Origin of the sequence: Microcystis sp. M20BS1, assembly GCF_020245305.1 — a bacterium.
Lineage (GTDB): Bacteria > Cyanobacteriota > Cyanobacteriia > Cyanobacteriales > Microcystaceae > Microcystis > Microcystis ichthyoblabe_A.
In genome coordinates, this window is the sequence record NZ_JADBUZ010000036.1 from 1 (window position 1) to 26,497 (window position 26,497).

Sequence of the window (26,497 nt, forward strand, 5' to 3'; positions counted from 1 at the left end):
CGGATGATACCGTGGACTTCATAGCCTTTTTCTAATAATAATTCGCTTAGATAGGAACCATCTTGACCGGTGATGCCGGTAATTAGGGCGCGTTTAGCTTCAGTCATCAGTAATTTACCTAATCGGAAAGAATAAAGACCAGGGCAGGGTCTGACTGCTTATAGCACACTTTAGCCCCTCATGACAAGTTTAGCGATTAGTTATCGGGACAGTCTTGACAAGATTCCCTGAACCTGAATTCAGGTTTGGCAGTCCCTTTAACCCTTAATCCTTTCCCATCTGTGGAGTCCAAATCCTGAAAATATCTCTTCTTGTCGGGAAAACTCTTGCCACAAATAGCACAAATCTGTTATGATGGTTTGTCTGTGTCCCGATCAACCATACCAGTATTGAGAACAAGAAACGACTGTGGCTAATACAAAGTCTGCACTCAAACGAGTCCAAATCTCCGAAAGAAATCGACTACGCAACAAAGCGTACAAGTCAGCCGTAAGAACCCTGATCAAAAAATGTCTTGTCGCTGTCTCGGCCTACGGAGCCAACCCCAGCCCAGAAGGGTTAGAAAGCGCCCAACAAGCTCTATCAGAAGCTTACAGTAAAATCGATAAAGCCGTCAAGCGCAACGTCTTGCACCGGAACAACGGTGCTAGAAAAAAAGCCGGTTTAGCCAAAGCTTTGCAAAAAGTTAGCCAAGCTTCCTAAGGAACAAGTAAGCTGTAATCAGGACAGACGCAACAAGCGATCGGGGGTCGATGCAATTAATAGATACGCACGTTCATCTGAACTTTGACGTTTTGCAAGCCGACTTGCCCGCTATCTCCGAACGTTGGCGAAGTGTGGGAGTCGTTCATCTGGTTCACTCCTGTGTTGAACCAGAGGAATTTGCGGCGATTAAAGCCATTGCTGATCAATTTGAGGAAATTTCCTTCGCCGTCGGTTTACATCCCCTAGATGCCCAAAAATGGCGAGATAATAGTGCCGAGCAGATCGAATCCCTAGCCCGATCTGATCGGCGCGTCGTGGCGATCGGGGAAATGGGGTTAGACTTCTATAAAGCGGATAACCAAGAGCAGCAAAAACGGGTGTTTTGGACGCAATTGGAAATCGCCCATCGTCTCGATAAACCCGTGATTATCCATTGTCGAGATGCGGCTAAGGAAATGCGGGAGGAAATCAGTGCCTTTCGGCAACAAGTGGGCAAAATTCGCGGCGTGATGCACTGCTGGACTGGCAACCCCGAAGAAACTCAATGGTTTTTAGATTTGGGTTTTTACATCAGCTTTAGCGGCATTGTCACCTTCAAAAACAGTAAAACCGTGCAAGCTGCCGCCCAAATTGTCCCCAGCGATCGCCTACTGATCGAAACCGATTGCCCCTTTCTCTCACCCAATCCCCACCGCGGTAAACCTTGTGAACCCTCTTTCGTCTTCCATGTAGCCGAAACCGTCGCCCGTCTGCGCGGCTATCCGGTCGAAACCCTAGCCGAACAAACCACCCACAACGCCCGCAAATTATTTCAACTCCCCAGTTAAAAAACATAGTTTATTAGACAGGAGAAAGGAGTCAGGAGTCAGGAGAAAGCTTTCATTTATTCTCCGGTGTTCCCCTACTCCCCCATCACCCATCCCCTCACCGCTCACTGATATCCGACCGTCGCTATCGTGTCATCAGCCCTTGTAACCATAATGAACAATCTTACCTTTAACCTCTTACCCGACCTCATCGAAATCCAACACTCCAGTTTTCGGTGGTTTTTGGAAGAAGGACTAATCGAGGAACTGAACAGCTTTTCCCCCATCAGCGACTATACAGGTAAATTAGAACTACATTTCCTCGGCCAGGACTACAGACTCAAAGAACCGAAATACAACGTCGATGAAGCCAAACGACGTGATAGCACCTATTCCGTTCAGATGTACGTTCCTACCCGTCTAATCAACAAAGAAACGGGAGAAAACATCGAACAGGAAGTGTTTATCGGCGATTTACCCCTGATGACCGAACGGGGAACCTTTATCATTAACGGGGCCGAACGAGTCATCGTCAATCAGATCGTCCGTTCCCCCGGTGTTTACTACAAAGCCGAAATCGACAAAAACGGTCGCCGTACCTACTCCGCTTCCCTGATTCCCAACCGAGGAGCTTGGTTAAAATTTGAAACCGACAAAAACGGCTTAGTCTGGGTCAGAATCGACAAAACCCGCAAATTATCCGCCCAAGTTCTCCTGAAAGCGATCGGATTGAGCGATAACGAAATCTTTGACTCCCTACGCCATCCCGAATTTTACCAAAAAACCCTCGACAAAGAAGGCAATCCCACCGAAGAAGAGGCACTCCTCGACCTGTACCGCAAACTACGCCCCGGGGAACCCCCCACCGTCACCGGCGGACAACAACTACTCGAATCGCGCTTTTTTGACAATAAACGCTACGATCTCGGTCGCGTTGGTCGTTATAAACTCAACAAAAAACTACGCCTCAACGTCCCCGATAACCAGCGCGTTCTCACCACCACCGACATCTTATCGGCGATCGACTACCTAATTAACCTCGAATTTGACATCGGCAACACCGACGACATCGACCACCTCGGCAACCGTCGCGTCCGTTCCGTGGGTGAACTGCTCCAAAACCAAGTGCGAGTAGGTTTAAACCGCTTAGAAAGAATCATTCGGGAACGGATGACCGTCAGCGAATCCCAAAACCTCACCCCCGCTTCCCTAGTCAACCCGAAACCCCTAGTAGCGGCGATTAAAGAATTCTTTGGTTCCTCGCAACTCTCCCAGTTCATGGATCAAACCAACCCCCTAGCGGAATTGACCCATAAACGCCGCATTTCCGCCCTTGGACCTGGCGGTCTGACCCGGGAACGGGCCGGTTTTGCCGTGCGCGACATCCACCCCTCCCACCACGGTCGCATTTGTCCGGTGGAAACCCCAGAAGGTCCCAACGCCGGTTTAATCGGTTCCCTGGCCACCTACGCTCGCGTCAACGACTACGGTTTTATTGAAACCCCCTGTTATGCGGTGGAAAATGGCCGAGTACGCTATGATCTCCCCGTTAAATACCTCACTGCCGACGAAGAAGACGATCTCAGAGTCGCACCGGGAGACGTGGCCACCGATGAAAATGGTTATATCCTGGGCGAAACTATCCCCGTGCGCTATCGGCAGGAATTCTCCACCACTTCCCCCGAACAAGTGGACTACGTTTGTGTTTCCCCCGTCCAAATTGTCTCGGTGGCCACTTCCCTGATTCCCTTCCTCGAACACGACGACGCTAACCGCGCCCTCATGGGTTCTAATATGCAACGACAAGCGGTTCCCCTGCTGCGTCCCGAACGTCCCCTGGTGGGTACTGGATTGGAAGCACAGGCCGCTCGCGACTCTGGTATGGTCATCGTTTCGCGTACCAATGGGGTCGTTTCCTACGTCGATGCTAACCGGATTCGCATCAAAGTGGCGGATGAAGACAAAGAGATTTTTGGCAAGAGCGAGATCGAGTACGAAATTCAGAAATATCAACGCTCTAACCAAGATACCTGCCTAAATCAGCGTCCTTTAGTCTATCAAGGTGAACAGGTTGTGCCGGGGCAGATCCTCGCCGATGGTTCCGCCACCGAAGGAGGAGAAATCGCCCTCGGCCAGAATATTCTCGTCGCCTATATGCCCTGGGAAGGCTATAACTACGAAGACGCGATTTTAATCAGTGAAAGACTGGTGGCACAAGACACCTACACCAGCATCCACATTGAAAAATACGAAATCGAAGCCCGTCAAACTAAGCTAGGACCAGAGGAAATCACCAGGGAAATTCCCAACGTCGGTGAAGATGCCCTGCGAAACCTCGATGAACGCGGCATTATTCGCATCGGTGCCTGGGTAGAAGCCAGCGATATCCTTGTGGGGAAAGTCACCCCGAAAGGCGAATCAGACCAACCTCCTGAAGAAAAACTACTGCGGGCAATTTTCGGCGAAAAGGCACGGGATGTACGCGATAACTCCCTGCGCGTCCCCAACGGCGAAAAAGGCCGGGTAGTAGATGTGCGGGTATTTACCCGCGAACAGGGGGATGAATTGCCCCCCGGAGCCAATATGGTGGTGCGGGTCTATGTTGCCCAAAAACGCAAAATCCAAGTGGGCGATAAAATGGCGGGTCGTCACGGCAATAAAGGGATTATTTCTCGGATTCTGCCCCTAGAAGATATGCCCTACCTCCCCGATGGTCGCCCCGTCGATATCGTTCTCAATCCCTTGGGGGTTCCCAGTCGCATGAACGTCGGTCAGGTGTTTGAATGTTTACTCGGTTGGGCCGGCGAAAATCTGGGCGTGCGCTTTAAGATTACTCCCTTTGACGAAATGTATGGGGAAGAAGCCAGCCGTTTAACCGTCCACGGATTGCTAGAAAATGCCTCGAAAAAACCCAATCGCGATTGGGTGTTCAAGGAAGAACACGCCGGCAAAGTCACCGTCTATGATGGTCGCACCGGCGAACCCTTTGACCGTCCCGTTACCGTCGGTATGGCCTATATGTTAAAACTGGTTCACCTGGTTGATGATAAAATTCACGCCCGTTCTACTGGTCCCTACTCCTTGGTTACTCAGCAACCCTTGGGCGGTAAAGCTCAACAGGGAGGCCAGCGCTTCGGAGAAATGGAAGTCTGGGCCCTAGAAGCCTACGGGGCGGCCTATACTTTGCAGGAATTGCTAACGGTAAAATCCGATGATATGCAAGGACGGAATGAGGCTTTAAATGCGATCGTAAAAGGCAAGCCGATTCCCCGCCCGGGTACGCCAGAATCCTTTAAGGTTTTGATGCGAGAATTGCAATCCCTCGGCCTCGATATCGCCGTTCACAAGGTGGAAAATGCCCCCGATGGTACTTCCCGCGATGTGGAGGTGGATCTGATGGTCGATGTCGGCCGTCGCGCCCCCTCTCGCCCCACCTACGAATCCTTAACCACAGAAGACCTTGAGGAAGAAGAATCGGAAGTGTAATTTCAGTTATCAGTGAGCAGTAATCAGTAATCAGTGAGAAGTCAGGAGTCAGTAGTCAGGAGACAGGAGAGAATTTTCCAGGAAAAAGCAAAAAAAAGGACAGTAAAGTAAAAATTTGCCTATTCCCTATTCCCCGTTCCCTATTTCCTGTTCCCTTTTCTAACTGAATGCTGAATGCTGAATGCTGATAGCTAATAGCTGTTTACTTGTTACCCGGATCGAGATGTTTTATAACCAAACTGTTGACAAAGGAAAACTGAAAAAACTGATCGCTTGGGCCTATCAAAACTACGGTTCGGCGCGCTGTTCACAAATGGCCGATGAATTGAAAAACCTCGGTTTTCGTTTCGCTACCAAAGCAGGGGTTTCCATTAGTGTGGATGATTTAACCGTACCGCCGGCTAAACGACAAATGATCGAAAGTGCCGAACAGGAAATCCGGCAAACCGAACAGCGTTATGTGCGCGGGGAAATCACCGAAGTGGAACGCTTCCAAAAAGTAATCGATACTTGGAATAGTACATCTGAATCGCTTAAAGATGAAGTAATTCGCAACTTCCAAGTTACCGATCCCCTCAACTCCGTCTATATGATGGCTTTCTCCGGAGCGCGGGGCAATATGAGCCAAGTGCGTCAGTTAGTGGGAATGCGGGGATTAATGGCTAATCCCCAAGGGGAAATTATCGACCTCCCGATTAAGACTAACTTCCGGGAAGGATTGACCGTTACCGAATACGTTATTTCCTCCTACGGGGCGCGCAAAGGTTTAGTTGATACCGCCCTACGGACGGCAGATTCCGGTTATCTGACCCGTCGTCTCGTCGATGTGTCCCAAGATGTCATCGTCCGCGAGGCCGATTGTGGCACCAATCGTTACATCGAATTAACCGCCATGACCGATGGCGATCGCGTGTTAATTCCCTTAAGCGATCGCCTATTAGGTCGTTCCCTGGCCGAAGATGTGGTGGTCAATGGAGAAGTGATCGCCACCCGCAACCAGATTATCGATGACGAAACCGCCGAAAAACTAGGGCGACTCGTCGATAAAATCAAAGTCCGCAGCCCCTTAACCTGTGAAGCGGCCCGCTCGGTTTGCCAAACCTGTTACGGTTGGAGTCTGGCCCACGGTCATCCGGTGGATATGGGGGAAGCAGTGGGAATTATTGCCGCCCAATCGATCGGGGAACCGGGGACTCAGTTAACCATGCGTACCTTCCACACCGGGGGTGTATTTACCGGAGAAGTGGCCCGGCAAGTGCGGAGTCCCTTCGAGGGAAGCGTGCGTTTTCTGCCGGGGTTAAGTATCCGTAACGTGCGAACTCGCCACGGAGATGAACGGGACCAGGTGGAGGCACCGGGGGAAATTAAATTAACACCCAAGGATAAAACTAAAGAAACTGTCACCTACTCTTTAACTCCGGGATCACTGCTATTTGTCACCGATGGGGCAACGGTAAGCGAGGAACAGTTACTAGCGGAAATAACCTCCGATAAAGTCCAAAAATCCACAGAAAAAGCCACAAAAGACGTAACCAGTGACTTAGCCGGCGAGGTGCTATTCTCCCAATTAGTCCCAGAGGAAAAAACCGATCGCCAAGGCAATACCACCCGCATCGCCCAACGGGGGGGATTACTATGGATTCTCTCCGGAGAAGTGTATAACTTGCCAACCGGGGCCGAACCTGTGGTCAGTAACGGCGATCAAGTACAAGTGGGGGATGTTTTAGCAGAAACTAAGCTGGTATCCACTAACGGCGGTTTGGTGCGTTTAGCCCCCAATAGCCGGGAAATCGATATCGTCACCGCTTCCGTGTCCTTGGATCAGGCCGAAGTAAAAGTAGAAAGTAGTGCCGGTCGGGAACAGTTTATTATTCATACGGGAGATGGTCAAAGCTTCCTACTGAAAACCACTCCGGGGACAAAAGTACAGAATCATGCCATTGTCGCCGAGTTAATCGATGATCGCTATCAAACCCACACCGGCGGCATGATTAAATACGTCGATATCGAAGTCGCCAAAGGCAGCCGTAAACAGGGTTATGAAATCACCAAAGGCGGCACGATCCTCTGGATTCCCGAAGAAACCCACGAAGTCAATAAAGATATTTCCCTCTTACAGGTGGAAGATGGGCAGTATGTGGAAGCAGGGGAAGAAGTGGTTAAAGACATCTTCTGTAACTGTAGCGGTGTGGTGGAAGTGATCCAGAAAAATGACATCCTCCGGGAGATTATTGTCAAACCAGGGCTGTTATTTATGGATCTTGAACCGGAATCCTCCGGAATTGCCCAAGAACAGTTAATTTACCCCGGGACACAGTTGACTCCCGAAGTGACGATCGAGGAGTTACGGCAAGCGGAATGGGTGGAAACTAACGAGGGTTTGGGATTACTGCTGCGACCAGTACAGGAGTTCGCCGTAGAAGACCAATCCACTTCTCCCACCCAAGGTTCCGCTAACCAAGAAGGAGGACGACATATCGAACTGCGATCGGTGCAGCGCATTTTCTTTAAAGACGGGGAAAGAGTTAAATCCGTCGAGGGTTGTCAACTGATCAGCACCCAATTAGTCCTCGAAATTTCCAGCGAAGAACCAGAATCAGTCTCCCATCTGACGGCCGATATCGAGTTAGAACCGATTGAGGACAGGGATTGTCAGCGTTTACAGTTAGTTATTCTCGAATCTCTGGTGCTGCGTCGGGATAGTGATAATGATCCTTTAGGGGGTAATATTCAGACTCGCGTTCTCGTCCAAGATGGCGATGAAATTCCACCGGGGGCAGTGGTGGCCCGGACTGAGATTCAGTGTAAGGAAGCTGGAGAAATTCGCGGGATTCGCAAGGGTAGCGAACCGGTACGCCGTCTTTTAATTGTCAGTGACCGTGACGAGTTTATTCTCCCGCTCGCTGTTGCTCCCACCGTCAAAGCTGGGGATCTGGTAATCGCCGAAACCGAGATCGGCGCTGGAGTTTTAGCCCCCAATTCCGGTCAAGTGCTGGCCATTGACCAAACCACCACCGGCTATGAAATCCGTCTGCGTAAGGCCCGACCCTACCGAGTGTCGGCTGGAGCGATTCTGCACATCGATGAGGGGGATTTAGTCCAACGGGGCGATAATTTGGTGCTGTTGGTGTTTGAGCGCTCGAAAACCGGGGATATCATTCAAGGTTTACCCAGAATCGAAGAACTGCTCGAAGCACGCAAACCGAAGGAGGCTTGTGTACTAGCACGCAAACCGGGAGTTTGTCAAGTGGAGTATCAAGATTCTGAGATCGTCGATATTAAGGTGGTCGAGGATGACGGCACGATCAGTGAATATCCGCTTTTAGGCAGTCAAAACCCCCTGGTGAGCGATAATCAGCGTATCGATGTGGGTCAGGCGTTAACCGATGGTCAGGCTAATCCCCACGAGATTTTAGAGGTGTTCTTTAATTATTATGTGGATAGCTTGGGCAGTTACGAAGCGGCCTTAAAAGCCTTGGAAAAAACCCAGATGTTCCTCGTTGATCAGGTACAGTCGGTTTACCAATCCCAGGGGATCGATATTGCTGATAAACACATCGAAGTGATCGTGCGTCAGATGACTTCTAAGGTGCGGATCGATGACGGTGGCGATACCAGTATGTTACCCGGGGAATTGTTGGAATTGCGACAGGTGGAGACGGTAAATGAAGCCATGTCAATCACCGGTGGGGCGGCAGCTAAATATACGCCTGTACTACTGGGAATCACCAAGGCTTCCTTGAATACCGATAGCTTTATCAGTGCCGCCTCCTTCCAAGAAACCACCCGCGTCCTCACGGAAGCGGCGATCGAAGGCAAGTCCGACTGGTTACGCGGTCTCAAGGAAAACGTGATTATCGGTCGTCTGATTCCGGCGGGTACTGGCTTCAATGCCCACGAAAACATGGCGGGGGTCAGCGATTACACCCCCCCGGAGGAGGAATATAACTACAACAACAATCGTGGTTATTACGCTCCTCCCGGCGGCCTCGGTTTCCCCCCTCGTCCCGGTTTCGGCGACAGTAGTGAGGATAGCGATATGATTCTTGACGATCAAACCGCTCGCGCCTACGCTGAGGGTGATGTGGTCGATTTAGAGGATGATGAAATGGCTTTCCTATCTTCCCGCGGCAGCAGTCGCTTTAGTCGCCAACCCATCAGCGACAGCTGGTCAGAAGTCGATGAGGAAGGGGGAGAGGACGATTTCGAGGGGGATTACGAAGAAGAATAATCGTCTGTAGATATCTTAAAAGGAGGAGTGGCAGGAAAAACCTTTGTTATTCCCCAAAAACCTCCTCCTTTTCCCGACAAACTCCCTAATTTTTTAGCTAACTCACCAGAGTTTGGCAATAAAAGAAGGCAGCATTTTTTGTCAACCAGAAAGGGTACAAGGTTGAGATTTGAAGAATTTTCTCTCAAGTCGGGATGACAGGATTTGAACCTGCGGCATCCTGCTCCCAAAGCAGGCGCGCTACCAAGCTGCGCTACATCCCGAGGTAAACTCTTTTTTTAGTATAGCCTAAGAGCCGCATTATTAATCGGGATACCAAAACATCCCTTTGATACCTTCGGGATCGAGAACAAAACCGAGACGACGATAGAAATCCACCACCTGCGGATCGGCGAAAAGAGTTATATTACTGATGTCCTCACCTCGCAACTTCCTGATCATAAATTTCATTAATGCTTTACCAAAGCCTTTACTTTGATAGTGAGGATGAACAACCACATCCCAGACCGTAGCATTAAAAGCGTGATCGGAAGTGGCACGAGCAAAACCCACTAAACGACGGCGATTACCTCGCACTTCCCACATCGACACCACTAAAAAACTACATTCGATCGCTTTTTTAACCTTGCGTAAAGGACGACGGGCCCAACCTACCGAGTCACAAAGTTCTTCTAACTCATATAGATCTAGCTCTCGATCGGTACTAAAAAATACTCGCGTCTGTCCGAGGTCATTCTGGGCAACCTCTACCAAGTCTCCCGAATAGTCAGGTGATGCAGTGACTTCCGAGCTATTAAATAATCTCTTCCAAAAAACCATGCCGGGGGGCTACTGCCTCAATATTATCCTTTTAGCCTAGTATATTTTATTTTCCCCTCTCTAAGAACAATCGGGCAACCGGAGTCCAAATGTGATTGGGTGAGTACGGAGAGGGTGGGATTTGAACCCACGAACCATTGCTGGTTACTCGATTTCAAGTCGAGCGCGATCGACCACTCTGCCACCTCTCCAAGGCAGCTAGACTTATATCCTATCATTAGATTCCTTGCATAAATCAAAAAATTTTCCGCAAATGAAAGGAAAAGGTGTGCATATTAGACCTCTTGCAGAAATCAAAAATCGTTGTTAGGGTTAGGAGTCAGTAGCCAGTAGTCAGTAGTCAGGAGAATTAAGAATGAATAATAATCAATTAAATGGTCTATTTACAGATTTTTAGCGTTGGCTGAATAAGTCTGTTGGTGGAGTCAGTAGCCGGTCGTCAGGAGATAGGAGTCAGGAGATAGGAGTCAGGAGATAGGAGATTATTTTATTTATTCTCCCCACACCCCACACCCCACTTCCCACTTCCCACACCCCACACCCTGTCCCCACGAAAAACTTTTTCAGCAGACCCTGATTATGCAAGAGGTTTACTATCGGGTTAAAGATTAAAATTTCCCCTTTCCCCCTTCCCCGACTTCTGCAAGAGGTCTATTCTAGTACATTAGAAGTGTGATTAGGGGTTTCTGAGCAGGATGTTGGGCGGAGGCCGATAGGCCCGACTACTTCCCCTCACTACCCCCGCCGGGATGACCGACTTATTCCTTTAATTTCTGTAATTTTCAGCTTTCAAAGGGTAAAACTCAAATTAGAATAGGGAGGGGTGCCTTAAAATTGCTGTTTTGGCGTATAATCACCTCAATAAAATTTAGAAGCTCCTAGAGTTGATAGTTTTAAACATTTCTGTGAGGAAAATGTATTTATTATGAGTTCAATTATTGAAATCGGCGACCAAAAAATTAGCGAGTCAGAGGTATTGCCTCTTTTGGCAAAATATGGTATGTTACCCCAGTTAATCCGGGAAGTAATTATCGAACAAGCGATCGCCAATATCACCTGCAATCCCGAAGAAAGAAACGCGGCCTATTCCCGTTTCTATCAAAATAATCAAATTGCCAACGATGAGCAAATGAAATCTTGGTTACAACAAAACGGGATGGATTCCGAGCAACTAGAATATCTAATTCTGCGGGACATTAAATTAGAAAAATTTAAACAGGAGACTTGGGATAACAAAGTAGAATCCTACTTCTTGCAAGTCAAAAGTCAATTGGATAAGGTGGTTTATTCCCTGATTCGGACAAAAAATATCGGCATTGCCCAAGAACTATTTTTCCGGATACAGGATCGAGAAAATAGCTTCGCTGAACTGGCCAAAAAATACTCCCAAGGATCAGAAGCGGAAACCGGAGGACTGCTTGGACCCGTGGAACTGAGCACTCCCCACCCCCAGATCGGGCAAATTCTCAAAGCAAGTAAACCAGGGCAACTGTGGCCACCGACGCAAGTGGGAGAATGGGTCGTGATTGTCCGGTTAGAAAAATATTTATCCTGTGAATTGGACCCTCCCACCCGTCAACGCTTACGGAATGATTTATTCCAACAATGGTTAATGACTCAAATGCAAACAGTGAAATCTATCCCCGAATCAACCCCAGTCAATAGCGAGCAGGTATCGATTACATAGCATTTCCTTGCAAAACTGGGTAAACCCAGTCTTTTCGCTTAATTATTTGTCAACTTAGTCAATTTTCGCCTAGCTAATGAGTTATACCACTTTAGATTTTACCGCCTTTCTGGAGACTGTACAGCCCTTTGATCGCCTGCCCGTAGAGGTTAGACGTTCCCTCGGTCAGAAATTACAACCCTTTCGCTATGAGATGGGCAATGCCATACTCAAGTGCGATCGCTTACCCTCTCACCTCGTTCTTCTCTACGAGGGAGAGGCCAGACTTTTGGGTTACGATGCTAGGGTTAACAATTCGCTGCCGGTTACTTTGGCTAAATTGCAGCAAGGAGATTTATTTGGGTGGATGAGTCTTCTGCGCGGTACCCCCTGTGAAACGGTGATCGCTTCTTCGGAAGTCACGATCTGTTTAACCTTAAAAGAAGAGGATTTTTGGTCTTTAATCAATAATTACCCGGAATTTAAGCAATATTTCTTTGAACAAACCTCGATCGCTGAAGTTTATGCGACCCTAGGCTCCTATCTTAATCAACAGGCCTGGGGTGGGGGAGACCTGAAAGAAATTGCACAGGCTCTTTTAAACAGAGCTTGTGTGTCCTACAACCAGATTAACGATGATTATCTCTGGTTAGTCAGCGAAAATACCGACAATTATCCTATCGGCACAGTTATCACCCAAAATAATCCGACTAACACCCGTTTATTAGGTCTTTTCTCCAATCAGTTAGATGAATTCTTCGACGTAGCTCAGGGCAAGTTCTTGACAGTTGCAACCGAAGCGGCTGCGGAAACAAAAACCGATGATATCTGGGAAACCCAAGTCATTAAGGGAAATAAACCCACCCAGGTATTAGATATCCCTCAAGGAAAAATAAGCGACATCACCAGCGATATCGACCTTGAAAACACTGTCGAGAAAAACCGGAAATCCTATCCCTTTTTCAGGGGAAAAACGGAACTAGAGGCGGTGAGTGCCTGTTTTCAGATGATCTGCAAATATTTTAATATCCCCTTTCGCAAGGACGTGATCCAACGCATACTAGGGGATCAACTGCAAAGAACTGGCAGCCTTTCCCTGCCCCTGTGTGGGGCTGTGGCCGAGGTAGTGGGACTCCATAGTCAATTAGTGCCTTTACCTGCTACTTCCTTGCCCAATATCAACCCTCCTGCCCTAATTCGCTGGCAAGACAGCATCGTTATCCTCTACGAAATCAATCAACGGGAAACCACGATCGCTGTTCCCGAACGGGGGATAATTAAACGCAAAACCAGCGAATTTCTGGAATCTTGGGGCGAAAAAGGGGAAGTAATTCTGCTTAAACCCACCAAACACACCCAGCAACAGCGTTTTGGCCTATCATGGTTTTGGCCTTCTGTCAAGAAACATAAACGAGTCTTAATAGAAGTTTTTATTGCTTCTTTCTTCGTGCAGTTATTTGCCCTGGCCAATCCCTTGATGATTCAGGTGATCATCGATAAAGTGATCGTGCAGAATAGCCCAGAAACTCTGAATACCCTCGGGGTTTTCCTGTTAGTAATTGCCGTTTTTGAGGGAATTTTAACCTTTTTGAGGACATCCCTGTTTGTCGATACCACTAACCGCATCGACATGACCCTCGGTTCAGAAATTATCGATCACCTGCTGCGCTTACCCCTGAAATACTTTGAACGGCGACCTGTGGGGGAAATTTCGACAAGAATCAATGAATTAGAGAATATTCGGCAATTTTTAACAGGCACAGCCCTAACGGTGGTATTAGATGCCATTTTCTCGGTTATCTACATCGTGGTTATGTTGATCTATAGCCCGATTCTAACCGTTTGGGCGCTGGGAGTCGTACCGATTTTAGTTCTGTCCACAGCTATTTTCGCACCAATCGTGCGGCGACAACTGCGAGCAAAAGCGGAACGAAACGCCGAAACCCAATCCTATCTGGTGGAGGTGATGACGGGAATCCAAACAGTAAAAGCACAGAATATCGAATTGCGTTCCCGTTGGCAGTGGCAAGAACGTTATGCTCGCTATGTGGCCGAAGGTTTTCAAACGGTAATGACCTCAACTTTGGCCGGTTCCTTTAGTCACTTCTTTAACCAATTATCGGGTTTATTAGTGCTGTGGGTGGGAGCAGCCTTAGTTTTAGACGGACAACTCACCCTTGGTCAATTAATCGCCTTCCGGATTATCTCTTCCTACGTTACCTCGCCGATTCTGCGTTTGACCCAACTCTGGCAAAACTTCCAAGAAACCGGCTTATCCCTGGAAAGATTAGCCGATATCGTCGATACTCCCCAAGAAGCGGAACTCGATCGCCACAATATCCCCATGCCCTTAATTAAAGGCACTGTCACCTACGAAAACCTCGCTTTCCGCTTCAATCCCCACGGTGCCCTGCAACTATACAACATCAATTTAGAATTCCCCGCCGGCACTTTTGTCGCTTTGGTGGGAGAAAGTGGCGCCGGGAAAAGTACCATCACTAAACTATTAGCTCGTCTCTACGAACCAGAATCGGGACGAATTCTCATCGACGGCTATGATATCAACAAAGTGGAACTCTATTCCCTGCGTCGTCAAATCGGCATGGTTCCCCAAGAAACCCTATTATTTGACGGTACGGTACAGGAAAATATCGCCCTGACTAACCCCGATGCGACGGTGGAGGAAATTGTCTCGGCAGCGAGAGCAGCTGCAGCCCACGAATTTATTATGACCCTACCCAATGGCTATAATACCCGCGTCGGTGAACGGGGGGCATCCCTATCGGGGGGACAACGACAACGGGTTGCGATCGCTCGTTCCGTCCTGCAAAGACCGCAAATTCTCATTCTTGATGAGGCCACCAGCGCCCTCGACTATAATACCGAACGGCAAGTGTGCCTGAATCTCAAAGAAGTTTTCAAGGATCATACGGTGTTCTTTATTACCCATCGTTTAGCTTCGATCAAATCCGCCGATATTATTGTCATGATGGATAAAGGAACAGTAGCGGAGGAAGGCACCCACGAGGAATTAATGGCCAAAAAAGGCCTTTACTATACTCTCTATAAACAACAGGATTCGCAAATCTAGTTAGTCAGGAGACAGGAGTCAGGAGACAGTAATCAGGAGTCAGAAGATTAGTTTTATTTATTCTCCCCACACCCTACACCCCATCACCCCACACCCCATCACTCCACACCCCACACCCACGAAAAACTTTTTCAGCAAACCCTAAATATAGGAGAATCCCCATGAACGGTAATTCTAACAACGGCCACAACGGCAACGGCAAAGGTAAAAGCGATGAACTGACCCAAGCGGGTAAAAACGTGGCCACTACCACGAAAAATAAAAGTATTACCCCTTCTTTACCCACTTTCAGCCCACCGGAACAATCGGTGATTCTGAAACAATCGCCCATTTGGTCGCGGACGATTATCTGGACATTAATGAGTGTCACCACTGCCGCTTTAATTTGGTCAGTGTTCGCCAAAATCGAGCAGGTGGTCGGTGCCCAAGGACAACTTAAACCCCAGGGCAAAGTGCAAGAAGTACAAGCACCGGTGAATGGGGTGGTACAGTTCGTTAAAGTTAAAGATGGCGATCGAGTTAACAAAGGGGATGTACTGGTTTTAATGGATTCCAGTGCCTCGCAAGTGCAGTTAGAATCTTTGAAAAAAATTCGCGCCACTGCTGAGAAGGAAAATCAATTCTATCGTCTCTTAATGGCGCAGGATCTGACACCGGCAGCAGTGGAAAGTTCGATCGCTCAATTAAAATTACCGAGTGAAATCGCCGATTTAGCCCGTAATCGTGCCGCTTTGGTGGCAGAAAATCAACTTTATCAAGCACAGGTCAGTGAAGGTGCCTCTAGCTCTGCTCTACAAGGGGAAGAGTTAGCCCGTTTAGAGGTTGCCCAACGAGAGGCCAATTCTCGACAAGCGGCCGCTAGATTGGAAATGGAACAATTAGCAAAACAATTGAACCAAACCAGGGTACAGTTGGCCGATGCCCGCTCCCAATTAATCAATGATCGCTTCGTCTTAGAAGAAATTAAGACTCGTAATGCCAATTCGATGAAACAAGGCCAAGAAGGCTTGGATATCGAGCGTAATATTCTTAAGGATATTGAACCCTTGGGGGATGAAGGAGCGATCGCCCGTTATCAGATTAATAAACAAAAACAATCGGTAACTGATCGCCAGAATGAATTACAGCAGCAAGAGGCTAATGGCAAAATCGATCGAGAAAAACAAGAGCAAGAAGTACAAACCCGCATCGCCGAAATTTCCCGTTTGGAACAGGAAGAAAATCGTTATTCCCTGTTGATCTCCCAAGCGCGAGAAAGGCTGATTAACACCACAGTAATCACGGAAAAAGATGTGCGTGATAAAATGGCGGACAATCAGAAACGGATTGCTGAAATCGATAGTCAGATCAGTCGCGTTATCATTGATAACAACAAGCGCATTGCTGAGTTAGATAGTCAAATTAGTCAAGCACAACAGACGATTAAATATCAAAAAATTACCGCCCCCATCGATGGTGTGGTCTTTGATCTCAAGGCGCGGCCTGGGTTTGTTCCCCAACCAAGTCAAGCGGAAGCATTGTTAAAAATTGTTCCCGATGGCTGTCCCACCCAGATCAAAGATGCTGCTAAAGGTTGTTTAGTGGCAGAGGTGGACGTGACTAACCAAGACATCGGTTTTGTGCGCGTGGGACAAAAGACCGATATTCGCATTGATTCCTTTTCCTACAGTGAATACGGCGATATTAAGGGAGAAGTAATCTCGATCGGTTCTGATGCTTTACCTCCCGACGAAAATCACCGTTTTTATCGGTTCCCTGTCCGGGTAAGCTTGAGCAGTCAAGAGTTAGTTTTGAAAGATAAATCTACTCTGCCGCTGCAATCGGGGATGTCTGTGAGTGTCAACATCAAAGTCAATGAAAATCGCACGGTTTTGGGGCTATTTACCGATATGTTCAATAAACAGGTGGATACTCTCAAACAAGTCCGTTAGGCGAAAAAATTCGGGGGTAGATCCTGCCAACGGCCTGAACCGATCGCGCTAATCGCTTCCGAGAGGTTAACTGCACCGGTATAAAGAGCGCGGCCCACGATTACTCCCGTTACTCCTAAAGGTTCCAAAGACAATAAACTCAGTAAGTCCGTCAGGGAACTAATGCCCCCGGAGGCGATGACGGGAATTTCGACAGATTCGGCTAATTCTCGCAAAGCGGCGAGATTCGGGCCAGAAAGGGTGCCATCTCGATGAATATCAGTGTAGATAATCGTGCTGGCTCCTCTTTTTGCCATATCTTGACCGAGTGCGATCGCATCTACTGAGGAAGTTTCTAACCACCCCCTGGTGGCTACTTTACCATCGCGAGCATCAATACCAACAATTATTTGCCCCGGAAAGCTTTGACAAAGTTCGCTGACTAATTCTGGCTTTTCTACGGCTACTGTCCCTAAAATCGCCTTTTCTACCCCGATTTTTAGGAGATTACTCACCGTTTCTAGATCTCGCAGTCCACCCCCCACCTGTACGGGAATGGCAATATCATTAAGAATTGTTTCAATGGTTGACAAATTAACCGATTTACCCTCTTTGGCTCCATCCAAATCGACTAAATGTAATCTGGTTGCCCCCTGATTGACCCATTCTCGCGCCACTATTGCGGGATTATCATTAAAAACCTGCGATTGTTGGTAATCTCCCTGATAAAGTCGCACACATTTGCCATCGAGAATATCAATAGCGGGGATAACTTCCATGTTTTTCTCAATATCTAACTAAGGAGCGTTTTTTATTATATATTACCAGCCTTGTCAGTTATCAGTTATCAGTTATCAGTTATCAGTTTTGAGTCTGAGAGGGGAACAATCCCTCTCAACGCATTGTCCACAAAGGTTTTAAAGTGCCAGCCATTGCGGGGATCGGGGGGAAAATTCCTGGACTTTTTCCCTGAAAATTAGGTAACTGACTACCTCAAAACTGGTAAAACCCCACACCCCAAACCCCATACCCCACTCCCAGGAAAAGCTTTTTGCCGCAAACCATCTATATTAAGTGTGCATGATCAAATGGCAGTAACAGTGCTGTCTTTTCACTGATTACTGTTTACTGATCACTGATTACTGATTATCGATTCCTAGGGGAAAAAATTCTTCTAGAATGATAAGTACATATACGAGAGGAATTATACTCATGTCTGCTGGGAAGTTTCAAACAGCCGCTTCATTATCCGATCGAGAGCTAGAAATACTCGATTTAGTGGCTAATGGTTTAACTAATCAAGAAATCTCGGAAAAGCTGGAGATTAGTAAGCGTACCGTTGATAATCATATTAGTAATATCTTGACGAAAACAAAAACCGATAATCGGGTGGAATTGGTGCGTTGGGCATTGCATTGGGGTAAAGTTTGTCTTGATGATATTAATTGTTGTATCCTTCCTTCCCCGGCGCTGACCGATGATCAGGTTTCCTAAACTTCTTCGACTTTTGCTTGCGGTTAATATCATCAGTCTGGGGGGATGTAGTGATGCGGGTTTTGTCACCCCTCCCCAACAGCTTTTAGGAAATACTTTAAATACCCCTTCCTCAGAAGATAATCCCCGTTTTAACTACGATGGTCGTTATCTGGTTTTTGCCTCTGATCGCAGGGGTCAACGAACGATTTATTTATTCGATCGAGTGGCTAATCGTTTAGTTCCCCTACCGGGGTTAAATCAAGCAAAAACCTATCAAGATCAGCCAGATATTAGTGCCGATGGTCGTTATATTGTTTATGTGTCGGAACAGTCCGGTAAACCCGATATATATATTTATGATCGACAAACTCTGCAAGCAAAAAATCTCACCGAAAATATCTTAGGAGAAGTGCGTCATCCGACGATTAGTGGTAACGGTCGTTTTATTGCTTTTGAAAGTAATCGTTTCGGTCAATGGAATCTGGAAATATTCGATCGAGGTGGCGAAATTTCTCCTTCTTTACCCCCGATAAATTCTTCCCCGTCCCGATAGTATTGGGAGAGAAGGGAGAAGGGTGCGGGGAACTCACAGGTGTAGGTATTTTACAAACCTGTGAAGAGAAGACAAGGAGGACAAGGAGGGAAAGTGGACAAGGAAGTTTTTAGGCGCAAAGAGCAAAAGTGAGATGAGGAAGTATTAACAGCAAGAGTAGATTTTGTCAGGGACTGTTGTGGAAATAAACCATTTAAAGAAATAGCGGATCTTCTCGTTTCTGTTCAGTATTTTTATCAGCTACTAATTGGGATTTTAAAGTATGATAACCTCTTTTACTACCCAAAAAATCTTTCTGTTTCTTTTGGTGGCGTTCCCTGGGAGTTTCCGTTACATCCATTACCGTTACGACCGGTATCTCTGCTTGATTTAGTAGAGCTTTTTTTCCTTTTAAACGGAAGTTTCCCGATGGTAAAAGCATCCGTCTTTTTGAATTGTTCATCTGGTAAGTTTTGATAATCCATACTTTTGCTAATAAACATAGCAAAAGTATAGATGATTTCCTGACCTAAGATCACATTTTATTCTTTTTTCCACTTCCATCTAAAAATCGAGAAAAAAGAAAAACGCTGCATTATACCATAAAAAAATTATGTAAGAGGTTTATTCTTTGACAATAGAGTTGAATTCCTTGCAGCTTGGCTAAGGAGAATTTGGGTTTAATGGGAAGGAGCAGTAAAGACATAAAACTCATCCGCAGCAAGCGATAAACAAGGATAGTTAAAGTCGTATGTTTTTCGAGACTGAGAAGATAACCATAGATATTATGAGTTAGTCTTAGATAACCATAGCGTCGGGTGATAGAAGATGGTTCATGAATAATTTTAATCTGATTGGTAACAACGACTAAATAGCCTTGATTTGCGTATCTTCGGGAAAAATCAAAGTCTTCGTAGTAGAGAAAGTAATCGGGATCAAAATGGGGACAAGTGGAAAAATTAGAGAAATTAATTAATAAACTGCATCCCGTCACCCAGTCAGGAATAAGATAGGGTTTATTTCCATAGTCTAAGGATTCCTCTACCACGTTAATTGTGCCGATTTTAGCATTAAATTTTCCCCAACCAAACCAGATTTTACCATCCGGTTCGTAAATTTCTGTACCAGCGATGGCAACTTCGGGATATTGCTGAAAAAATTTGCTTGCTTTCTCCAGAGAGTCCGGTAATAAGTAAGCATCGGGATTAACTAACCAAACGATAGCTTCTTTGTCTTGTTGATAAATCCAATCAAGTCCTAGATTACATCCTTTCCCAAATCCTAAATTTTCTCCCGCTTCAATAATCTTGACTCTTTGCGCTGCTAAAGATTGGATATTTTTATCTTCAGTGGAATTGTTAATAATGATGAGAGTAGCAGATAAGTTATCGTTGAGGGAAACGATTAAACGCTTAATTAATTCCCCGCAATTGTAGTTAACCGTCAATAGATAAATCATTACAGATAAAAGGTAGGAGTCACTGGCAATTAATAATGGTTAGAGAATAGCTTTTCCGTACTAATTACTCTTTTTGGAGAGGACAGAGATTATACTTTTCAATTTTACTGGAAAAGGGTTGACAATTTTGGAAGTCAATCTCTAGATTTTCTTTAGCTAAATCCTTCCCTAGCTCTGGAGATTTGCTATTAAAGTCAGTCATCAGAATATAGAGATTACCCACGGGGGTTTCTGCGATAAACTTTTCAGCATTTTTTCGCATTAAAGTTCCCTCACTAACTCCCATATTTCCTCGCAATCGCACAAAACGAGTCGAAGCGGGAAAATGGGGAACTAGATAACCCGTTCCTTCATCTCCCCACATAACAATCGTGGAATTTTCGTAGGGTTTTAATGCTTGACTATCGATACCAAAGTAATTATCTGACCATCCCATTCTCCACCAGTCTAAGGGTTTGACTGTAGCGGCAATTAAGGCAAAAATAGCGATTGAGATTATAAAAACTGTCCTTTTATGAGGATAAAGATAGGCAATGATCAGGATAATTAAAACTGGTGTAATTAACTCTAAAACTATCAAGTAACGATAGATAGAAAAACCCTTTAACCAGATCAGATAGGCACTACAATAAAAAGGTAATAGAAATCCGAGAATGGGTACATGGACTAAATTATTTTTTTGCTCTAGAGAACGGCGAGAGGTGTACTGATAAATAATCACTCCCAGAAGAATGACAATTAAAAGATAGGCAATGGCAAAACGAGTCTCTTTAAATTTTACCTCAGCCACTAGGGTTTGTTCCTGCACAAAATAAAAGGGATAAAATAAAAATTGCCAAACATCTTTCGGTAAAAACCGGGTATCTTGCAGGTTAAAATCTGTTTCGATGTAGGGAGATTGAAAAATTTTGTTGAAAAAGGGAAAAAGGGGATTAGCAAAATTAGTCCACATCAGGATTATCCAATAACCCATCGTCAGGGAAAAACCCACAGCCATAGAGAGAATTAAAGTCAGAAGATTACGCAGCTTTTCTTTGATGGTATTGGTTAAAAAACTAATCGCCACGATTAAACTGATACTATACAGTGCCGTGGTCAATTTTAGTCCCGTTGCTAGTCCTAAAAGCAATCCTGCGAAAATTATCGTTTTAAGCTTAACTGGTTGATTACGACCAAGACAAGCGATAATCAAAAATAATCCTGCCAAAACAAAAACACTGCTGGTACTATCTCCGATACTGGTTCCTAATTCGGAAATATAGGCTGCGCCAAAAATACTGGTAATCGCTGCCGCTATGCTTAAAGTTATCTTGTATCTTTCGCAAACCTTATCAAAGGAGTGATAAGTGATTAAATGAACTAACCACTGATTTAAACCGTGAAATCCTCCCAAGAAAAACCCAACCACCACCGGAGGTAGTTTTAGGTAATAGATAGCAACAAAAAAAGGAACATCCATCAAAGGATTAAAGAAAGTTTGTATCTGTGCTGGGAGGACATCATACTTAAAACGTCCCGTTAATAACATATAGGGATTATAAAAATGATAATTCCGTAAATCCCAGCTAACATCTTGACCTAAGATAACTGATAAAATCCCTAGTCCGATAAAATAAACTACTGCCCAGAGGAGGGGATGAGTCAGGTTGAACCGTTTTAATAATGTCATAACTTAATCAATAATTCTGGTGAATTTGACGAGAAAACTAACCCGTTTTTGTGCCATTAGACTAATTAGTAGCTCTGGGACGAGTCGGACTTTTAGCTGATAGCTTTTTACTTGATATACCATGTTTGGCTAACAAATACAAACGGAAACTTTTAACTCCCAAAAACGTCCTTAGGCGAGTTGACCAAATTTTGATATACTAAGGTGATAAAATTGCCCACCATACTGACTCGATCGCCCATGAAGTCCAGAAAAGGGTTAATCTCGGTCAAGCAAGCTTATCTAAAAATTCTATCGGTCATCCTAGTTCTGGCGATAATTGGTTTATCGGTAGTCGGAAACTATGGTATCACTTGGGACGAACCGATCGAAGTGGATATGGTCAATCATAATCTCGAATATATCCGAGAAAACAAGCCCATATCAGAAATGTCCCGTCATTACGGCTTTTATTTTAACTACATCTCCCAGCTCATCTACGAGAGCAAAGAAAAATTTTTCCCCGCTACCCCCAATCTTCCTCCCAATCCCACTGATAAGGATAAATGGCTATCGAGGATCTGGCAAATAACCCGGGTTAAGCACGTCGTCACCTTTCTTTTTTCCCTGATTGCCTATCTATCGGTGGTGGGAATCGTCGCTATCTTAGCAGGAATCGAATCTGCTTGGTTAGGTGCGCTAATTTTAGCCCTATTTCCCGCTTTTTGGGGTCATAGCTTCTTTAATCCCAAAGATATCCCCTTTGCAGCCATGTTCACCCTCGGAACCTTCGCTGGTTCCGTATTACTAGATAAATATTTTCAGTCCGAAAATCAGACTATTAAACTAGGATTTAACCGTTTAACCGTTTATTCTTGCCTCTACGGGATTCTCGCTGGTTTAATCACCGGAATTCGCATCGGTGGCTTTTTTATCCTCTTTTATCTCATCTTCGCCCATCTGGTGGCCCGATGGAATTTAAAAACAATCCTCAAAACTCTCTGGCGTTTTCTGCCCCTATACGCAGTTATTATACTTTTTTGGGCAATAACCACCTATATAGTCTATCCTGCTGCTTGGAGAAACCCGATTACTTGGTTTATCGAAGCGATAACCCTCATGTCGAAGTATAACATCTGGGATAATACGGTTCTCTTTGACGGTCAAAATATCCCCGGTCGTTCCTTGCCTTGGTACTATCTACCCCGGCTATTTTCCCTCACCACCCCCGTCCTCCTGCAAATCGCCGTCCTATTGGGTGTAATGGGGATTTTGACAAAAATGACCAAATTAACGCCAAGCCAGCGTGCTTGCGCCATAATCACCCTACTGCAAGCGTTTTTACTGCCCACCTTTGCTATCCTGCGTCAATCTACCCTCTACGACGGCATCCGTCACTTTTTATTTGTCATTCCCGCCCTAGCAGCGATCGCATCTACGGCCATTATTTGGACATATCATAAACTCAAGCGAAAGTCAATAAAAATCTTTCTAACGACCCTGCTAATCCTCAACTTTAGCGTCATTGTCTATGACATGATTAGCCTGCATCCCTACGAATACACCTACTATAATCGCGCCTACGGAGGCTTAAAAGCGGTCCAAGGTCAACAGGAAACCGATTACTGGGGATTAAGTCTCAAGGAGGGGATGGAATGGCTTAATCAAAATGCCGCCGCTAACTCTACCATTGTGGTTGCCGGTCCGATATTTGCGGCGGAAATGGTAGAGAATCACCAACGAAACTTTACGATAATCTATCGAGATGACTTTGCTTGGGGAAAAGCTCCCGAACCCGATTATTACATGGGTTTATCCCGATACGATTATTTCCAAGCTTTCCCCCATTGTCCCATTGTTCACGCCGTCCAACGCCAAGACACCCCCCTAACCATCATTAAACGTTGTCCTCAGCTATGATCGAAATGACCGCTATTCCGCCGATTTCCTTGCAAAACTACCGTATCGCTGCGATTATTCCCTGTCACAACGAAGAACTAACGATTGCTAAAGTTGTCTCCCAATTCCAAACTTTTCTGCCAGAAGCGGCAATTTATGTTTATAACAACCGCTCTAGCGATGATACCGTGACCGAGGCCCTGAAAGCGGGGGCGATCGTGCGTCAGGAAACCCAACCGGGAAAAGGCAATGTTGTCCGGCGGATGTTTGCCGATATCGAAGCGGATATCTATGTTCTCATCGATGGTGATGATACCTACGAAATTGCGGCAGTACGACGCTTAATTGAACGAATGCTGCGGGAACAATTGGATATGGTGGTCGGTGCGCGTCGGGAAGCGGTAAAATCCTCCCAGGCTTATCGCCGGGGTCATCGCGCCGGTAATCTATTTTTAACAGGATTCGTTAAATTTCTGTTTGGAGCGCGTTTAATCGATATGCTCTCCGGTTATCGCATCTTTTCTCGTCGTTTCGTCAAATCTTTTCCCGCTTTGTCCAATGGTTTCGAGATTGAAACCGAGTTAACTATCCACACTTTAGAATTAAAAATTCCCTTCGCTGAAGAACCAACCCTCTACGGGGAACGTCCCGAGGGTTCCCAAAGTAAGTTAAAAACCTTTCAAGATGGCTGGCGGGTATTGGGAACCGCTATTCTACTTTTTAAAGAAATTCGTCCTTTTCTCTTTTTTAGCCTTGTCTCGCTGATTTTGGCGGTTATTTCCCTCCTCTTAGCGATTCCCGTCCTGTTTGAATACCTCGAAACCGGCTTAGTGCCACGTTTTCCCACCGCTATTTTATCGGCCTCGATCATGCTTTTAGCCTTTTTAGGTTTGACCTCTGGCATGATCCTCGATTCCGTCTCCCGGGGACGAAAAGAGATGAAACGAATGGCTTATCTAGCTAACAGTTGGCTGAAAGCTTAGGGAAAAAAGCTCCCTAAACATACAAGTTTAGGTCACATCTCCAGTTAAACCGTCTCTAACCGTTGCAGCACGGAGGAGGGTTTTTTGTCAATAAATTCCGCCGGCGGAATTTGATATTTAATCAGATTGGCTAATTCCTGTAGTTGGCTGATGGCTTCCGCACCTTCGAGTTTCATTAACTCTCGATCATCGCGCATTTCTGTCCAGGTGATGCCGTAATCGGACACGAGAAACCGAATTAGATGGGTTTCACCCAATCCCACCATAAAAGATGCGCTATTCATTTGACCGCCACAGGTGTAGCAAGATGCTAGATAACCTTGATTTTCTAAGGCGATCGCTAAAGCCTGTAAATCCATGACTAAGTCTTTGACCAGTTGGCGATGCTGTTCTGCAAGTCGTTTAAACACAATTTTCCTCCTGATAACACTCCTCAAGTATAAAACCTTAACACTTTTTTAAGATTCTTTTCTGAGAAAATAGGGTACATGAACTAAGTTTTCTTACGGATGGTAAGTAACAAAATGTAAAGAACCCTAAATCTAGGGTAGCGTAAATTTCTGAGATAGCTAAGTATATATAACTACAGAACCACCAGTTTATCCATCTTTCCACCCCCTCGATCCCAACTATTCCCATCATGCCTATTTTTAAAGTTTATGATCCAGTTTCGACAAAAAAGTTCGTAAATCTATATTGACAATTACATAAACCTATGCTTCTATGCCGGATGCGGAGGGGTGTGGGGTGTGGGGTGCGGGGTGTGGGGTGTAGGGTGTGGGGTGTGGGGTGTAGGGTGTGGGGTGTGGGGTGTAGGGTGTGGGGTGTAGGGTGTGGGGTGTAGGGTGTGGGGTGTGGGGTGTAGGGTGTAGGGTGTTTTCTCAGTGAACTGATAACTGATAACTGATAACTGATAACTGATAACTGATAACTGATAACTGATAACTGATCACTGATCACTGATTGCTGATAATATTGTTACGAAAATATAAACACGAAATTCTATAGTTAGCCATGACCCAAAACGGAAGCTCGAAGTCGATCGTTGTCTCTCCCTCGATCCTATCGGCGGATTTTAGTAAATTAGGAGCCGATATCGAGGCTGTGGATAAGGCAGGAGCCGATTGGATTCACGTTGATGTGATGGATGGTCGTTTTGTCCCGAATATCACCATTGGACCCCTGATTGTCTCCGCTATTCGTCCCTATACGAAAAAACCTTTAGATGTGCATTTAATGATCGTGGAACCAGAAAAATATGTGGCTGACTTTGCGAAAGCGGGTGCTGACATTATTTCTGTTCACGCTGAACATAATGCTTCTCCCCACCTTCATCGTACTCTTTGTCAGATCCGCGAACTCGGTAAACAAGCGGGTGTGGTATTAAATCCCTCCACTCCCTTAGATTTAATCGAATATGTGCTGCATTTGTGCGATTTAGTCCTAATTATGAGCGTTAACCCCGGTTTTGGTGGCCAGAGTTTTATCCCGGAAGTTGTCCCCAAAATCCGTCAATTACGTCAAATCTGCGATGAAAAAGGCTTGGATCCCTGGATTGAAGTGGATGGCGGCTTAAAACCGGCTAATACTTGGCAAGTTCTCGAAGCGGGTGCTAATGCGATCGTAGCAGGTTCGGCGGTATTTAATGCCCCTGATTACGCAGCGGCGATCGAAGGTATCCGTAACAGCAAACGTCCCCAACCTCAATTAGCCACCGTTTAATTGTCGCAGGGGTGGGTTAGCTGTTGATTAATTAGGGTCTGCTGAAAAAGTTTTTTGTGGGGAC

Annotated in this window: 18 protein-coding genes, 2 tRNA genes and 1 pseudogene; 12 read left to right on the forward strand and 9 right to left on the reverse strand. The window is 45.9% G+C overall.

The features are described 5' to 3' along the window. A partial coding sequence (locus tag IM507_RS03605; protein WP_193979010.1) for a GDP-mannose 4,6-dehydratase occupies positions 1-107 on the reverse strand: 107 nt, incomplete at its 3' end. 301 nt (positions 108-408) lie between these two features. Between IM507_RS03605 and rpsT the strand changes: the two genes are divergently transcribed. The 4 genes from rpsT to IM507_RS03625 all read left to right on the forward strand — a co-directional run bounded on the left by rpsT (position 409) and on the right by IM507_RS03625 (position 9,228). Further along, positions 409-702 carry a 30S ribosomal protein S20 gene (rpsT, locus tag IM507_RS03610; RefSeq protein ID WP_002737368.1) on the forward strand — a complete coding sequence of 98 codons (294 nt, stop codon included), beginning with the start codon at positions 409-411 and terminating at the stop codon, positions 700-702. A gap of 50 nt (positions 703-752) precedes the next feature. Further along, entirely contained in the window at positions 753-1,532 is a 780-nt protein-coding gene (locus tag IM507_RS03615; protein ID WP_002736410.1) for a TatD family hydrolase, read from the forward strand. Positions 1,533-1,685: 153 nt separating this feature from the next. Next, positions 1,686-4,997 (forward strand): DNA-directed RNA polymerase subunit beta, encoded by a 3,312-nt coding sequence (rpoB, locus tag IM507_RS03620; protein ID WP_002735867.1) that lies wholly within the window; start codon positions 1,686-1,688, stop codon positions 4,995-4,997. 223 nt (positions 4,998-5,220) lie between these two features. Next, entirely contained in the window at positions 5,221-9,228 is a 4,008-nt protein-coding gene (locus tag IM507_RS03625) for a DNA-directed RNA polymerase subunit beta' (RefSeq protein WP_016516963.1), read from the forward strand. 189 nt (positions 9,229-9,417) lie between these two features. Here IM507_RS03625 and IM507_RS03630 read toward each other — a convergent pair. The 3 genes from IM507_RS03630 to IM507_RS03640 form a co-directional block, all read right to left on the reverse strand. Then, a tRNA-Pro gene (locus tag IM507_RS03630) sits at positions 9,418-9,491 on the reverse strand. 40 nt (positions 9,492-9,531) lie between these two features. Then, on the reverse strand, positions 9,532-10,047 hold the full coding sequence (locus IM507_RS03635) for a GNAT family N-acetyltransferase (RefSeq protein WP_002736326.1): 516 nt from the start codon (positions 10,045-10,047) through the stop codon (positions 9,532-9,534). A gap of 106 nt (positions 10,048-10,153) precedes the next feature. Further along, positions 10,154-10,238, reverse strand: a tRNA-Ser gene (locus tag IM507_RS03640). Between the two features lie 734 nt (positions 10,239-10,972). Between IM507_RS03640 and IM507_RS03645 the strand changes: the two genes are divergently transcribed. The 3 genes from IM507_RS03645 to IM507_RS03655 all read left to right on the forward strand — a co-directional run bounded on the left by IM507_RS03645 (position 10,973) and on the right by IM507_RS03655 (position 16,735). Continuing rightward, positions 10,973-11,734, forward strand: coding sequence for a peptidylprolyl isomerase (locus IM507_RS03645; RefSeq protein WP_002752328.1), 762 nt, complete (start codon positions 10,973-10,975; stop codon positions 11,732-11,734). Between the two features lie 76 nt (positions 11,735-11,810). Continuing rightward, positions 11,811-14,804: a peptidase domain-containing ABC transporter gene (locus tag IM507_RS03650; RefSeq protein ID WP_002735308.1), complete on the forward strand. Its 2,994-nt coding sequence runs from the start codon at positions 11,811-11,813 to the stop codon at positions 14,802-14,804. 161 nt (positions 14,805-14,965) lie between these two features. Beyond that, on the forward strand, positions 14,966-16,735 hold the full coding sequence (locus IM507_RS03655) for a putative HlyD family type I secretion protein (protein WP_287636625.1): 1,770 nt from the start codon (positions 14,966-14,968) through the stop codon (positions 16,733-16,735). Here the strand turns inward: IM507_RS03655 and hisA are convergent. Continuing rightward, positions 16,732-17,493, reverse strand: coding sequence for a 1-(5-phosphoribosyl)-5-[(5-phosphoribosylamino)methylideneamino]imidazole-4-carboxamide isomerase (gene hisA / locus IM507_RS03660; RefSeq protein WP_002736165.1), 762 nt, complete (start codon positions 17,491-17,493; stop codon positions 16,732-16,734). The two genes, IM507_RS03655 and hisA, sit on opposite strands and share 4 nt — an antisense overlap. 433 nt (positions 17,494-17,926) lie before the next feature. Between hisA and pedR the strand changes: the two genes are divergently transcribed. Further along, entirely contained in the window at positions 17,927-18,208 is a 282-nt protein-coding gene (pedR, locus tag IM507_RS03665; protein WP_002737431.1) for a photosynthetic electron transport-dependent transcriptional regulator PedR, read from the forward strand. Beyond that, on the forward strand, positions 18,192-18,743 hold the full coding sequence (locus tag IM507_RS03670; protein WP_002774341.1) for a TolB family protein: 552 nt from the start codon (positions 18,192-18,194) through the stop codon (positions 18,741-18,743). The genes pedR and IM507_RS03670 overlap by 17 nt, the downstream gene beginning before the upstream one ends. A gap of 220 nt (positions 18,744-18,963) precedes the next feature. On the opposite strand, the pseudogene IM507_RS03675 reads toward IM507_RS03670, so the two are convergent. From IM507_RS03675 to IM507_RS03685, 3 genes and pseudogenes are all read right to left on the reverse strand, one after another. Beyond that, a pseudogene (locus IM507_RS03675) lies at positions 18,964-19,179 on the reverse strand (IS5/IS1182 family transposase); the annotation flags it as partial. A gap of 138 nt (positions 19,180-19,317) precedes the next feature. Then, entirely contained in the window at positions 19,318-20,181 is an 864-nt protein-coding gene (locus IM507_RS03680; RefSeq protein ID WP_002754777.1) for a glycosyltransferase, read from the reverse strand. A gap of 64 nt (positions 20,182-20,245) precedes the next feature. Further along, positions 20,246-21,850 carry a glycosyltransferase 87 family protein gene (locus IM507_RS03685; protein ID WP_002774344.1) on the reverse strand — a complete coding sequence of 535 codons (1,605 nt, stop codon included), beginning with the start codon at positions 21,848-21,850 and terminating at the stop codon, positions 20,246-20,248. Between the two features lie 240 nt (positions 21,851-22,090). On the opposite strand from IM507_RS03685, the gene IM507_RS03690 reads away from it, so the two are divergent. After that, positions 22,091-23,749, forward strand: a complete 1,659-nt coding sequence (locus IM507_RS03690; RefSeq protein ID WP_123231297.1) for an ArnT family glycosyltransferase — start codon at positions 22,091-22,093, stop codon at positions 23,747-23,749. Beyond that, positions 23,746-24,711 carry a glycosyltransferase family 2 protein gene (locus IM507_RS03695; protein ID WP_002738077.1) on the forward strand — a complete coding sequence of 322 codons (966 nt, stop codon included), beginning with the start codon at positions 23,746-23,748 and terminating at the stop codon, positions 24,709-24,711. The genes IM507_RS03690 and IM507_RS03695 overlap by 4 nt, the downstream gene beginning before the upstream one ends. A 44-nt stretch (positions 24,712-24,755) precedes the next feature. Here IM507_RS03695 and IM507_RS03700 read toward each other — a convergent pair whose 3' ends face one another. Next, positions 24,756-25,121: a DUF1815 family protein gene (locus IM507_RS03700; RefSeq protein WP_002737496.1), complete on the reverse strand. Its 366-nt coding sequence runs from the start codon at positions 25,119-25,121 to the stop codon at positions 24,756-24,758. 604 nt (positions 25,122-25,725) lie between these two features. On the opposite strand from IM507_RS03700, the gene rpe reads away from it, so the two are divergent. Beyond that, positions 25,726-26,433, forward strand: coding sequence for a ribulose-phosphate 3-epimerase (gene rpe / locus IM507_RS03705; RefSeq protein WP_002736739.1), 708 nt, complete (start codon positions 25,726-25,728; stop codon positions 26,431-26,433). Positions 26,434-26,497: the final 64 nt, after the last annotated feature.